20 protein-coding genes are annotated in these 12,503 nt (G+C 61.1%); 1 reads left to right on the forward strand and 19 read right to left on the reverse strand.

The genetic code is table 11. The annotated features are described in order from the left end of the window. Window positions 1-22: 22 nt before the first annotated feature. A complete protein-coding gene (locus AB4Z38_RS08250) occupies window positions 23-1,369 on the forward strand; it encodes an ABC transporter substrate-binding protein (protein ID WP_284980814.1) in 1,347 nt (448 codons plus the stop codon). 105 nt (window positions 1,370-1,474) lie between these two features. Here AB4Z38_RS08250 and map read toward each other — a convergent pair whose 3' ends face one another. The 19 genes from map to rplB form a co-directional block, all read right to left on the reverse strand. Further along, window positions 1,475-2,302, reverse strand: coding sequence for a type I methionyl aminopeptidase (gene map, locus AB4Z38_RS08255; protein WP_441429281.1), 828 nt, complete (start codon window positions 2,300-2,302; stop codon window positions 1,475-1,477). Between the two features lie 234 nt (window positions 2,303-2,536). Continuing rightward, window positions 2,537-3,106: an adenylate kinase gene (locus AB4Z38_RS08260; RefSeq protein WP_441429359.1), complete on the reverse strand. Its 570-nt coding sequence runs from the start codon at window positions 3,104-3,106 to the stop codon at window positions 2,537-2,539. Between the two features lie 5 nt (window positions 3,107-3,111). Beyond that, on the reverse strand, window positions 3,112-4,422 hold the full coding sequence (gene secY / locus AB4Z38_RS08265; RefSeq protein WP_441429282.1) for a preprotein translocase subunit SecY: 1,311 nt from the start codon (window positions 4,420-4,422) through the stop codon (window positions 3,112-3,114). A gap of 189 nt (window positions 4,423-4,611) precedes the next feature. Further along, window positions 4,612-5,094, reverse strand: a complete 483-nt coding sequence (gene rplO / locus AB4Z38_RS08270; RefSeq protein WP_059387372.1) for a 50S ribosomal protein L15 — start codon at window positions 5,092-5,094, stop codon at window positions 4,612-4,614. Continuing rightward, the gene (gene rpmD / locus AB4Z38_RS08275; protein ID WP_059387371.1) at window positions 5,094-5,300 is read right to left on the reverse strand and encodes a 50S ribosomal protein L30; all 207 of its coding nucleotides are present in this window, start codon (window positions 5,298-5,300) and stop codon (window positions 5,094-5,096) included. Before rpmD ends, rplO begins: the two co-directional genes overlap by 1 nt. A gap of 2 nt (window positions 5,301-5,302) precedes the next feature. Next, on the reverse strand, window positions 5,303-5,974 hold the full coding sequence (gene rpsE / locus AB4Z38_RS08280) for a 30S ribosomal protein S5 (protein ID WP_028265093.1): 672 nt from the start codon (window positions 5,972-5,974) through the stop codon (window positions 5,303-5,305). 29 nt (window positions 5,975-6,003) lie between these two features. Continuing rightward, on the reverse strand, window positions 6,004-6,387 hold the full coding sequence (gene rplR / locus AB4Z38_RS08285; RefSeq protein ID WP_236812276.1) for a 50S ribosomal protein L18: 384 nt from the start codon (window positions 6,385-6,387) through the stop codon (window positions 6,004-6,006). 3 nt (window positions 6,388-6,390) lie between these two features. Then, entirely contained in the window at window positions 6,391-6,927 is a 537-nt protein-coding gene (gene rplF, locus AB4Z38_RS08290; protein ID WP_059387368.1) for a 50S ribosomal protein L6, read from the reverse strand. 18 nt (window positions 6,928-6,945) lie between these two features. Further along, window positions 6,946-7,344 (reverse strand): 30S ribosomal protein S8, encoded by a 399-nt coding sequence (rpsH, locus tag AB4Z38_RS08295; RefSeq protein ID WP_028265096.1) that lies wholly within the window; start codon window positions 7,342-7,344, stop codon window positions 6,946-6,948. Window positions 7,345-7,421: 77 nt separating this feature from the next. Next, window positions 7,422-8,000, reverse strand: a complete 579-nt coding sequence (rplE, locus tag AB4Z38_RS08300) for a 50S ribosomal protein L5 (RefSeq protein WP_059387367.1) — start codon at window positions 7,998-8,000, stop codon at window positions 7,422-7,424. Then, complete coding sequence (rplX, locus tag AB4Z38_RS08305) at window positions 8,000-8,362, reverse strand: 50S ribosomal protein L24 (RefSeq protein ID WP_390278693.1); 363 nt, start codon at window positions 8,360-8,362, stop codon at window positions 8,000-8,002. Before rplX ends, rplE begins: the two co-directional genes overlap by 1 nt. Before the next feature lie 3 nt (window positions 8,363-8,365). Then, entirely contained in the window at window positions 8,366-8,734 is a 369-nt protein-coding gene (gene rplN, locus AB4Z38_RS08310) for a 50S ribosomal protein L14 (protein ID WP_003803789.1), read from the reverse strand. 348 nt (window positions 8,735-9,082) lie between these two features. Continuing rightward, window positions 9,083-9,382 (reverse strand): 30S ribosomal protein S17, encoded by a 300-nt coding sequence (rpsQ, locus tag AB4Z38_RS08315; RefSeq protein WP_059387365.1) that lies wholly within the window; start codon window positions 9,380-9,382, stop codon window positions 9,083-9,085. Further along, window positions 9,379-9,702, reverse strand: a complete 324-nt coding sequence (gene rpmC / locus AB4Z38_RS08320) for a 50S ribosomal protein L29 (RefSeq protein WP_059387364.1) — start codon at window positions 9,700-9,702, stop codon at window positions 9,379-9,381. The genes rpsQ and rpmC overlap by 4 nt, the downstream gene beginning before the upstream one ends. A 2-nt stretch (window positions 9,703-9,704) precedes the next feature. After that, window positions 9,705-10,121 (reverse strand): 50S ribosomal protein L16, encoded by a 417-nt coding sequence (gene rplP / locus AB4Z38_RS08325; protein ID WP_028265101.1) that lies wholly within the window; start codon window positions 10,119-10,121, stop codon window positions 9,705-9,707. Beyond that, on the reverse strand, window positions 10,122-10,958 hold the full coding sequence (gene rpsC / locus AB4Z38_RS08330) for a 30S ribosomal protein S3 (protein WP_028265102.1): 837 nt from the start codon (window positions 10,956-10,958) through the stop codon (window positions 10,122-10,124). It lies immediately after the preceding gene. Next, on the reverse strand, window positions 10,959-11,324 hold the full coding sequence (gene rplV / locus AB4Z38_RS08335; protein WP_028265103.1) for a 50S ribosomal protein L22: 366 nt from the start codon (window positions 11,322-11,324) through the stop codon (window positions 10,959-10,961). A gap of 38 nt (window positions 11,325-11,362) precedes the next feature. After that, window positions 11,363-11,644: a 30S ribosomal protein S19 gene (gene rpsS, locus AB4Z38_RS08340; protein ID WP_018773666.1), complete on the reverse strand. Its 282-nt coding sequence runs from the start codon at window positions 11,642-11,644 to the stop codon at window positions 11,363-11,365. Window positions 11,645-11,656: 12 nt separating this feature from the next. After that, entirely contained in the window at window positions 11,657-12,496 is an 840-nt protein-coding gene (gene rplB / locus AB4Z38_RS08345; RefSeq protein WP_028265104.1) for a 50S ribosomal protein L2, read from the reverse strand. Between the last annotated feature and the right edge of the window lie 7 nt (window positions 12,497-12,503).

Below are 12,503 nucleotides of genomic sequence, written 5' to 3' on the forward strand. Positions count from 1 at the left end.
TGCATCCTTGAGAGGACCAACCATGGCAATGAATCTTGATCGTAGAAACTTCCTGGGGCTCGCCGGACTTGGGGTCGGCGCCGCCGCCCTGGCAGCATGCGGCGGTCCGTCGACCAGCGGCAGCGCAGCGAGCAGCAGCCCTTCAGACATCGACTTCACGGGCGTCAAGCCGGCCGGCTCGTTCGACTTTTGGACCAGCCACCCCGGGCAGTCCCAGGCCGTCGAGCAATCCATCATCGACAAGTTCCAGGCGAAGTTCCCGGACATCAAGGTGAACCTCGTGACGGCAGGCGCCAACTACGAGGAAATCGCCCAGAAGTTCCAGACCTCGCAGGCTGCGAAGTCGGCCCTCCCCGGCCTCGTAGTGCTCTCCGACGTCTGGTGGTTCCGCTACTACACCAACGGCAACATCATTCCGTTGGACGGACTCATCAAGCAGCTCGACGTCAAAATTGACGACTTCCAGAAGTCCCTCGTGGCGGACTACCAATACGCCAACAAGCAGTGGGCGCTCCCCTACGGCCGCTCCACCCCGCTCTTCTATTACAACAAGGACCACTTCAAGGCCGCCGGCCTTCCGGACCGGGCACCCAAGACCTGGCAGGAGTTCGCCGAGTGGGCCCCCAAGCTCCAGGCCAGCTCAGGCGCGAAGTACGCCTACATCTACCCGGCCCTTGCCGGATACGCCGGCTGGACCCTGCAGAACAACCTGTGGGGCTGGGGCGGCAGCTGGTCCAACGGCTGGACCTTCAACTGCGATTCCACCGAGTCCGTCACGGCCCTGCAGTGGGCCCAGGACTCCATCTACAAAGACAAGTGGGCCGGAGTGTCCTCCAAGAACGCCGCGGACGACTTCTCCGCAGGCATCACGTCGACCACGATCTCCTCCACCGGGGACCTGCTGGGCGTACTGAAGTCCGCCAAGTTCAACGTCGGCGTCGGCTTCCTGCCGGGCGGGCCCAAGGCCGAGACGAACGTCTGCCCCACCGGCGGCGCCGGACTCGGGATTCCCAGCGGTGTCAGCAAGGAAGTCCAGCTCGCGGCCGCCACCTTCCTGAAATTCATGACCGAACCGGAAAACACTGCGGCATTCTCCGCTGCGACCGGTTACATGCCCACGCGCGTCTCGGCAGACATGACGGCAGTCCTCGCCAAGACTCCCCAGATCAAGACGGCAATGGACCAGCTCGCCGTGACCAAGGTGCAGGACAATGCCCGCGTATTCCTGCCCGGCGCCGATCAGGAGATGGCCAAGGCTGCCGCGAAGATCCTCACCCAGCAGGGCGACGTGAAGGCCACCATGACGGACCTCAAGGCAACCCTCGACGGCATTTACACCAAGGACGTGAAGCCCAAGCTCAAGAGCTGAGGCTCTACACGCCGAGTGCTACCCGCTGCCCAACTAACTCACAGTTAATGTCGTTTTGACGCGTCAGAACGACATCTAATGCGAGCTAGTTGGGCAGCCGTGTCGTCAGGGAATCGGAACGGGCACGACGCCGAGCGGCACCAGCTGCCCTGCACCGCCGTCGGGCGCGGACAGGACCCAGATGCCCTTTTCGTGGACGGCAACCGAGTGCTCCCACTGGCACGAACGCTTGCCGTCGGTGGTCACCACGGTCCAGTCGTCGTCGAGGGTTGCTGTTTCGATGCCGCCGCGGACGAGCATGGGTTCAATCGCAAGGCACAGTCCCGGCCTGATCTTCGGGCCGCGGTGCGTGGTGCGATAGTTCAACACATCAGGGGCCATGTGCATCTCGGAACCGATGCCGTGGCCTACGTAGTCTTCCAGGATGCCCAGAGGCTTTCCCGGTACGGAAGAGACATAGTCATCCACGGCGTTGCCGATGTCGCCCACAAACTTGCCCTTGGCCAAAGCAGCAATTCCACGCCACATGGCGGCCTGGGTGACATCGGAGAGCCGCTGGTCTTCAGGATCAGCCGCACCGACTATCACTGTGCGCGCGGAGTCGGAGTGCCAACCGTCAACGATCGCTCCCCCATCAATCGAAATGATGTCCCCGTCCTGGAGGACCCGGTCACCGGGGATGCCGTGCACCACTTCCTCGTTGACGGACGTGCAGATGGTGGCCGGGAAGCCGTGGTACCCGAGGAAATTCGACTTCGCTCCGGCGTCGATGAGGACCGCCGCGAACACGGCGTCGATCTCACGCGTGGTCACGCCCGGCTTCGCAGCTTCAACGGCCGCGTCGAGCGCTCTGCTGAGGACCAATCCGGCCTCGTGCATCTTGCGCATTTGCTCATTGGTCTTGTATTCGATGCGGGGCTGGCCGAACGCCATGGTCTCCTCTTGTCGTGTGCTGCTTGTGGTGGGCTGCGGAACCAGATCACCCTCTGATCCTTTATTTTCCCGCATCGGCGGTCCTGCCCGAAACCGGAGCCGCGAACGCGCCGGAACGGTCCCGGGAACTGTCCAAGGTCCCGGGCCCACAGAAGGGGAACAGAAAAGGGCGTGCCCCGCGTGGGAGCAGTTCACTCCGGCGCGGGACACACCCTTTCAACAGTCGTGCGGCGATTAGACTGCCTTGGCCGCCTCGATGGCCAACAGGACGCGATCCGTGACCTCGTCGATGCCGCCAATGCCATCGACCTGGGTCAGGATGCCGCGTTCGGCATACTTGGCCACAACGGCCTCGGTCTGCTCGTGGTAGAGGTCCAGGCGGTGGCGGATGACACCTTCGTTGTCATCCGAGCGCCCGGTCTCCTTGGCACGGCCCAGCAAACGCGTAACAAGTTCCTCGTCGTCGGCCGTCAGCTGAAGCACGACGTCGAGCTTCTCTTCCGTGTTCGCGAGGATCTGGTCCAGGTATTCCACCTGGGCGGTGGTGCGCGGGTATCCGTCGAGCAGGAAGCCGTTCTCGACGTCGTTCTCGCTCAGGCGGTCACGGACCATCTTGTTGGTGACGCTGTCCGGAACGAAATCGCCCGCGTCCATGTACTTCTTGGCTTCGATACCCAGCGGGGTTTCGCCCTTGACGTTTGCACGGAAGATATCGCCGGTCGAGATGGCGACTACGCCCAAGCGCTCGGAAATCCGCTCAGCCTGGGTTCCCTTGCCCGAACCCGGGGGTCCAATGATCAGCATTCTCGTCATCGCAAAAGCCCTTCGTAGTGACGTTGTTGTAGCTGCGCATCAATCTGCTTGACGGTTTCCAGGCCCACACCCACCATGATCAGAATTGACGTGCCACCGAACGGGAAGTTCTGGTTGGCGCCGATCAGGACGAGTGCGACCAGCGGAATCAACGCCACGAAGCCCAGGTAAAAGGCGCCGGGGAGGGTGATCCTGGAAAGCACGTACTGCAGGTAGTCCGCGGTCGGTTTACCCGCCCGGATGCCCGGAATGAACCCGCCGTACTTCTTCATGTTGTCCGAGACCTCTTCAGGGTTGAAGGTGATCGCGACGTAGAAGTAGGTGAAGAACACAATCATGACGAAGTACAACGCCATGTAGATGGGGTGGTCGCCCTTGGTGAGGTTGTTGTTGATCCACTCAACCCACGGGGCGATGGACTCTCCGGCCTTCGGCTGGTTGAACTGCGCAATCAGCCCGGGCAAGTAGAGCATGGAGGAAGCGAAGATGACGGGCACGACGCCGGCCATGTTCACTTTGATGGGGATGTAGGTGCTGGTGCCGCCCACGGTGCGCCGGCCTATCATACGCTTGGCGTACTGGACTGGAATGCGCCGCTGGGATTGCTCCACGAAGACTACGAGTGCTACTGTCACGAGCCCGATCGCCAACACCGTGAAGAAGGTGCCCGGACCCTTGGAGTTCCAGATGGCACCAAGCGAGGTCGGAAAGCCGGCAGCAATGGAGGTGAAGATGAGCAGGGACATGCCGTTGCCCACGCCCTTCTCGGTAACCAGTTCGCCCATCCACATGATGAGGCCTGTACCGGCCGTCAAGGTGATGACCACAAGAATCGTGGCGATGATGCTCGTGTCGGGGATGATCGGCAGCTGGCAGTTGGGCAGCAGCTGCCCGGAGCGTGCCAGGGACACCAAAGTGGTGGCGTTCAGCAGGCCCAGCGCAATGGTCAGATAACGCGTGTATTGCGTCAGCCTCGACTGGCCCGAGGCACCCTCGTCATACAGCTCCTGGAACCGCGGAATGACCACGCGGAGCAGCTGGACGATGATGCTGGCCGTGATGTACGGCATGATCCCCAAGGCAAAGATCGAAACCTGCAGCAGTGCACCACCGCTGAACAGGTTGACGAGCTGGTAGAGGCCGCCCTGGTCCTGATTGCTTGACAAACATTGCTGAACATTTTGGTAGCTCACACCAGGCGAGGGGATAAAAGCTCCCAAGCGGAAGATTGTGATGATTCCCAGCGTGAACAACAACTTGCGTCGCAGATCAGGCGTACGAAATGCCCGGCCGAATGCGCTTAGCAAGCGTCCTCCTGAGTTAAAAGTCCAAGGGTGTCGAAAGGGGTCATTGAAACCCAACACCCGAGTCTAACGGTTTGATGCGCCATGCGAACAATCGAGGGGTGCGCGCCATGCGAAAAAACTCCCGGCGCGAGGGGCCGAAGCCCTCCGCACCGGGAGTCTTTTTACAGCGGGCGAACGCCCCAGAGCCCTTTAGAGGGCCGTGGTGGTTCCGCCTGCTGCTGCGATCTTCTCAGCTGCGCTGGAGGAGAAAGCGTGGGCGGTGACGTCAACCTTGACGGTGATGTCACCGGTGCCCAGCACCTTGACGGGCTGGTTCTTGCGAACGGCACCCTTCTCAACCAGGGACTCGACGGTGACAGCGCCACCTTCCGGGAACAGCTCGTTGAGCTTGTCCAGGTTTACAACCTGGAACTCAACCCGGAACGGGTTCTTGAAGCCGCGAAGCTTCGGCAGGCGCATGTGCAGCGGCAGCTGGCCGCCGGCAAAGCCAGCCTTGACCTGGTAGCGGGCCTTCGTACCCTTGGTACCGCGACCGGCGGTCTTACCCTTGGAGCCTTCACCACGACCAACACGGGTCTTGGCAGTCTTGGCACCGGGGGCTGGACGCAGGTGGTGGACCTTCAGAGTGTTCTGCTTGTCGGCAGCCTCTGCGGCGGTTTTGTTCTCAGCCATTACTTCGCCTCCTCTACATTCACGAGGTGCGGAACCGTGTTGAGCATTCCGACGGTCACGGCATCAGCGGTACGGACAACAGTGTGTCCGATGCGCTTGAGGCCGAGGGACCGCAGGGTCTCACGCTGGTTCTGCTTGGCGCCGATGACGCCCTTGATCTGGGTGATCTCCAACTGAGCGTCGGAGGGAGTCAGGTTCTTAGCCATGACTAGACACCTGCCTTCTGGTTCTGGAGTGCGCGCACCAGAGCAGCAGGAGCGACCTCGTCCAGCGGCAGGCCACGGCGGGCTGCCACAGAAGCGGGCTCTTCCAGTCGCTTCAGGGCGTCAACAGTCGCGTGAACGATGTTGATGGCGTTCGAGGAACCGAGCGACTTGGAGAGAACGTCGTGGATACCGACGCATTCCAGTACCGCGCGGACCGGACCACCGGCGATAACACCGGTACCCGGGGAAGCCGGACGCAGCATGACAACGCCTGCTGCGGCTTCACCCTGCACGCGGTGCGGGATGGTGCTGCCAACGCGGGGAACGCGGAAGAAGGACTTCTTAGCCTCTTCAACGCCCTTTGCGATAGCTGCCGGAACTTCCTTGGCCTTGCCGTAGCCAACGCCAACCAGGCCGTTGCCGTCACCGACGACGACGAGTGCGGTGAAGCTGAAGCGACGACCACCCTTGACGACCTTGGCAACACGGTTGATGGTTACAACGCGCTCTACGAACTGGCTCTTCTCGGCCTCGCGACCGCCGTCGCGGCCACCACGGCCACCACGGTCGCCGCGGCCCTGGCCACGGTCACCACGCTCGCCACGACGGCCGCCGCGGCGGTCGTCGGTGGCAGCAGCAGTCTCAGTTGCCTCAGCAGCTGCAGCTTCAGTCACCTGAATGTCCTTTTCGTTATTCTCAACGGTCACAGTGCCAGCCCACCTTCACGTGCGCCGTCAGCGACGGCGGCGATCCGGCCGTGGTACTTGTTACCACCGCGGTCGAAGACAACTGCTTCGATGCCTGCAGCCTTGGCACGCCCGGCAACGAGCTCGCCGACGCGCTTGGCCTTGGCAGTCTTGTCGCCGTCGAATGCACGAAGGTCAGCTTCCAAAGTGGAAGCGTAAGCCACGGTTACACCCTTGCTGTCATCGACAACCTGGACGAAGATGTGGCGTGCGGAGCGGTTGACGACCAGACGAGGACGAGCAGCCGTGCCGGTGATGCGCTTGCGGATACGAAGCTGGCGACGGCTGCGTGCAGCAGACTTGCTCTTGTTCGTACGCTTCTTGTTAATTGCGATGGCCATGGTTTACTTACCAGCCTTTCCGACCTTGCGGCGGATAACTTCGCCGGCGTAACGGACACCCTTGCCCTTGTAGGGGTCGGGCTTGCGCAGCTTGCGAATGTTGGCAGCAACCTCGCCGACCTGCTGCTTGGAGATACCAGCGACGGAGAGCTTGGTCGGCCCCTCCACCGTGAAGGTGATGCCTTCGGGAGCGGAGACATTGACCGGGTGGCTGAAGCCGAGAGCGAACTCAAGGTCAGAACCCTTGGCCTGAACGCGGTAACCGGTACCAACGATTTCAAGCTTCTTTTCGTAGCCCTTGGTGACGCCCTCGATCATGTTGGCGATCAGGGTGCGGGTCAGGCCGTGCAGGGAACGCGAAGCGCGCTCGTCGTTCGGGCGGGTGACAGTCAAGGTGCTTTCGTCCAGGGTGACCTCGATCGGGCTGGCTACAGTGTGGCTCAGCTCGCCTTTGGTGCCCTTGACGTTGATGACAGAGCCATCAACCTTAACTTCAACGCCGGCAGGAACGGTGATGGGGAGACGTCCAATACGTGACATTATTCTCTTCCTTTCCCGTTACCAGACGTACGCGAGGACTTCGCCGCCCACGCCCTTCTTGCCGGCCTGCTTGTCAGTCAGGAGGCCGGAAGAGGTGGACAGGATTGCGATACCCAGGCCACCCAGCACGTGAGGCAGGTTGGTGGACTTCGCGTAAACGCGGAGACCAGGCTTGGAAATGCGGCGGACACCAGCAATCGAACGCTCGCGGTTCGGACCGAACTTGAGGTCGATGGTCAGCTTCTTGCCAACTTCGGCTTCCTCTTCCTTCCAGGCAGCAATGTAGCCTTCTGCCTTCAGGATGTCGGCAACGCGTGCCTTGAGCTTGCTGTACGGCATGCTCACGGTGTCGTGGTATGCCGAGTTGGCGTTGCGCAGACGCGTAAGCATGTCTGCGACAGGATCTGTCATAGTCATTGTGGGCTCTTGCCCTTCCTCGTAATGGTTTCCGCGTTGGCTACAAAGCAGCCGCGGCCGGACCTACTACGTAGTTATTAGTCTTCGGATTTGAACGGGAAGCCAAGTGCCTTGAGCAGCGCACGGCCTTCGTCATCGGTCTTTGCAGTGGTGACAACCGTGATGTCCATACCGCGAACGCGGTCAATGGAGTCCTGGTCGATTTCGTGGAACATAACCTGTTCGGTCAGACCGAAGGTGTAGTTGCCGTTGCCGTCGAACTGCTTGCCGTTGAGGCCGCGGAAGTCGCGGATACGGGGCAGGGCGAGGGTCACGAGGCGGTCCACGAATTCCCACATACGGTCCCCACGCAGAGTTGCGTGTGCACCGATGGGCATGCCTTCGCGCAGCTTGAACTGGGCGATGGACTTGCGGGCCTTGGTTACCTGCGGCTTCTGGCCGGTGATCAGGGTGAGGTCGCGGACAGCGCCGTCGATCAGCTTGGAGTCCTTGGCGGCATCTCCAACACCCATGTTCACTACAACCTTCACCAGGCGGGGAACCTGGTTCACGTTCTCGTACTTGAATTCCTCAACCAGGGTCTGCTTGATGGAATCGGCGTACTTCGTCTTCAGACGCGGAACGATCTTCGCTGGAGTCTCGAGAGTCTCAGTCATTAGATGTCCTTCCCGGATGCCTTGGACACGCGGACACGGACGGTCTTGGAGACGCCGTCCTTCTCAACGGTCTCGAGGCGGAAACCAACGCGGGTCGGCTTCTTGGTCGAGGGGTCAACAAGAGCAACGTTGGAGACGTGGATCGGGGCCTCAACGACCTCGATGCCACCGGTCTTGGTGCCGCGCTGCGACTGACCGACCTTGGTGTGCTTGGTGACGCGGTTGATGCCTTCTACCAGGACGCGGTTGGTCTCGGTGAAAACGCGCAGAACCTTGCCCTGCTTCCCGCGGTCGCCGCCACGTTCCTGCTTGGCGCCGGTGATGACCTGAACGAGGTCACCCTTCTTGATCTTTGCACCCATGGGTTACAGCACCTCCGGAGCCAGCGAAACGATCTTCATGAACTTCTTGTCACGGAGTTCACGACCAACCGGGCCGAAGATACGGGTACCGCGGGGGTCACCGTCGTTCTTCAGAATCACAGCTGCGTTCTCGTCAAACTTGATGTAGGAACCATCCGCACGGCGGCGTTCCTTCTTGGTACGAACGATGACAGCCTTGACGACGTCACCCTTCTTTACGTTGCCGCCCGGGATAGCGTCCTTGACGGTTGCGACAATGACGTCGCCAATGCCTGCGTAGCGACGGCCGGATCCACCGAGAACGCGAATGGTAAGGATTTCCTTAGCACCCGTGTTGTCGGCGACCTTCAGTCGCGACTCCTGCTGAATCAATTTTTACTCCTTGCGTCGCGCCGGTTCTCAGACCGAAATGGAGCATACGGAATGAGCCTTGCGGAACGGTTGATCGGGGTGTCTCTTGACCTGCCTGGATTTTGCCAGAGCAGGCCTAAACTCCCGTGCCGCCAGCATCAGCTTCCCTTGCGGAAATGACTGCGCGGGGCAGTATGCCGCGGCACGATTGTTTACGAGGTGGTTGTTGACGCACAACTGGCGCCATACAAACTCAATATCCTAGCACGTTTTATGCTAAGGACCGAAACGCGGAAAGGCCCGCATTCCTTCCGGAATACGGGCCTTCCCACCAATCCATATCGCTGCCGGACAAAGCCCGGCGCGGGATTACTTAGCCTTTTCGAGGATCTCGACCAGGCGCCACCGCTTTGTAGCGGACAGCGGGCGGGTCTCAGAGATCAGAACGAGGTCGCCGATGCCGGCGGTGTTCTGCTCGTCGTGAGCCTTGATCTTCGAGGTGCGGCGAATGACCTTGCCGTACAGAGCGTGCTTCACGCGGTCTTCAACCTGAACAACGATGGTCTTTTCCATCTTGTCAGAGACAACGTAGCCGCGACGCGTCTTACGGTAACCGCGCTGTTCAGCGCTGGCTGCTGCTTCCGTCACAGTTTCCTTCTGTTCGCTCACTTGGCGTCCTCTCCAGCCTCGGCTTCGGCCTTTTCAGCCTTGGCTTCTGCCTTCTTGGACTTCTTTTCTTCCTTGGCTTCCACAACCGGTGCGGCAACCTCGGCACGAATGCCCAGCTCGCGCTCACGGAGAACGGTGTAGATGCGTGCGATGTCCTTCTTTACCGCGCGCAGACGACCGTGGTTCTCCAGCTGTCCGGTGGCGGACTGGAAACGCAGGTTGAACAGCTCTTCCTTGGACTTGCGGAGTTCTTCAACGAGACGCTCGTTGTCGAAACCGTCCAGCTGTGCGGGTGCGAGATCCTTCGACCCTACTGCCATTTCTATTCACCACCTTCGCGACGCACAATGCGTGCCTTCAACGGCAGCTTGTGGATTGCCAGGCGCAGTGCCTCGCGAGCTACCTCTTCATTGACACCGGCGAGCTCGAAGAGAACGCGGCCCGGCTTGACGTTTGCGACCCACCATTCCGGAGAACCCTTACCGGAACCCATGCGGGTTTCGGCCGGCTTCTTCGTCAGCGGACGGTCCGGATAAATGTTGATCCAGACCTTGCCGCCACGCTTGATGTGGCGGGTCATCGCGATACGGGCAGACTCGATCTGACGGTTCGTGACGTAGGCCGGGCTCAGCGCCTGGATGCCGTACTCACCGAAAGTGACCTTGGTGCCGCCCGTTGCAGCGCCGGAACGACCCGGGTGGTGCTGCTTACGGTGCTTGACTCGACGTGGGATAAGCATTTAAGCCTGTCCTCCTTCTGCTGCGGGAGCAGCAGCTTCAGCTGCCGGAGCCTCTGCAGCAACAGGTGCTGCGTCGGCTGCCGGACGGTCGGTACGACGACGGCGGTCACCACGGTCGGCGCCACCCGGGCGGCCCGGGCGGTCGCTGGGACCGCGGCCGCGGGACGGAGCAGCAGCTGCCTGCTGAGCCAGTTCCTTGGCGGTGACGTCGCCCTTGTAGATCCAGACCTTCACGCCGATGCGGCCGAAGGTGGTCTTGGCCTCGTAGAAGCCGTAGTCGATGTTCGCACGCAGGGTGTGCAGGGGCACACGGCCTTCGCGGTAGAACTCCGAGCGGGACATTTCTGCGCCACCCAGTCGACCGGAGCAAGCAATACGGATACCCTTGGCACCCGCACGCTGTGCGGACTGCATGGCCTTCTTCATCGCACGGCGGAAAGCCACGCGGGAAGTGAGCTGCTCAGCAACGCCCTGGGCAACAAGCTGGGCTTCCATCTCGGGGTTCTTGACCTCGAGGATGTTCAGCTGGACCTGCTTGCCGGTGAGCTTTTCGAGCTCGCCGCGAATGCGGTCCGCTTCTGCACCGCGGCGGCCGATGACGATGCCCGGGCGAGCCGTGTGGATGTCCACGCGGACACGGTCACGGGTGCGCTCGATTTCGACCTTGGCGATGCCGGCGCGCTCCATGCCCGTGGACATGAGCTGGCGGATGCGGATGTCTTCGCGAACGAAGTCCTTGTACCGCTGGCCAGCCTTGGTGCTGTCAGCAAACCAGTGCGATACGTGATCGGTGGTGATGCCGAGTCGGAACCCGTGCGGGTTTACTTTCTGTCCCACTTAGCGAGCCTCCTCTTTCTCCGGGGTAGCGACTACCACGGTGATGTGGCTCGTGCGCTTCTTGATCTGAAATGCGCGACCCTGAGCACGCGGCTGGAACCGCTTCATGGTCGGGCCTTCATCAACAAACGCTTCGCTGATGTAGAGGTCTCCTTCGTCAAAGGCAACGCCATCGCGGTCCGCGAGGACCCGTGCGTTTGCCATTGCCGACTGAACTACCTTGAATACCGGCTCCGAAGCTGCCTGTTCGGCAAACTTCAGAATTGCCAGAGCCTCATTCGCTTGCTTACCACGAACAAGGTTGACGACGCGCCGGGCCTTCATAGGCGTTACGCGGATGTGACGCGCAATAGCCTTGGCTTCCATTGCTTTCCTTCTCTCGTCTTTGACGTAAGTGCAGGCGCCTAGCGGCGCTTGCCCTTACGGTCGTCCTTGACATGGCCGCGGAATGTCCGCGTGGGAGCGAATTCGCCGAGCTTGTGCCCGACCATCGACTCGGTGACAAACACCGGAATGTGCTTGCGTCCGTCGTGCACGGCGATCGTGTGGCCGAGCATGTCGGGGACGATCATCGAACGGCGGGACCAGGTCTTGATGACGTTCTTGGTGCCCTTTTCGTTTTCCCTGGCTACCTTTACAAAGAGGTGCTGGTCAACGAAAGGACCTTTTTTCAGGCTGCGTGGCATGTGTCCAGGCTCCTATCGCTTGTTCTTGCCAGTACGACGGCGACGAACAATAAGCTTGTCGCTCTCTTTGTTGGGGCGGCGGGTGCGGCCTTCACGCTTACCGTTCGGGTTGACGGGGTGACGTCCACCGGACGTCTTACCCTCGCCACCACCGTGCGGGTGGTCAACCGGGTTCATCGCGACACCGCGGACGGTCGGGCGAACGCCCTTCCAGCGCATACGGCCGGCCTTGCCCCAGTTGATGTTCGACTGCTCGGCGTTGCCGACCTCGCCGACGGTTGCGCGGCAGCGCACGTCAACGTTGCGGATTTCACCGGAGGGCAGACGCAGCTGGGCGAAACGGCCTTCCTTGGCGACGAGCTGAACCGAAGCACCTGCGGAACGGGCCATCTTGGCGCCGCCACCCGGACGCAGTTCAACTGCGTGGATGGTGGTACCAACCGGGATGTTGCGCAGCGGCAAGTTGTTGCCCGGCTTGATGTCAGCGTCGGGACCAGCCTCGACGAAGTCACCCTGGGACAGCTTGTTCGGGGCGATGATGTAACGCTTGGTGCCATCAACGTAGTGCAGGAGGGCGATGCGAGCCGTACGGTTCGGATCGTACTCGATTTCGGCAACGCGGGCGTTGACGCCGTCCTTGTCGTGACGACGGAAGTCGATCAGACGGTACTGGCGCTTGTGGCCACCACCCTTGTGACGGGTAGTGATCTTACCGGTGTTGTTACGGCCGCCAGTCTTGTGCAGCGGACGCAGCAACGACTTTTCCGGAGTCGATCGCGTGATTTCGGAGAAGTCGGCTACGCTCGAGCCGCGACGGCCCGGGGTAGTCGGCTTGTATTTACGGATTCCCATAATTCAT

The organism is Arthrobacter sp. 2RAF6, from assembly GCF_052115205.1.
Taxonomy (GTDB): Bacteria; Actinomycetota; Actinomycetes; order Actinomycetales; family Micrococcaceae; genus Arthrobacter.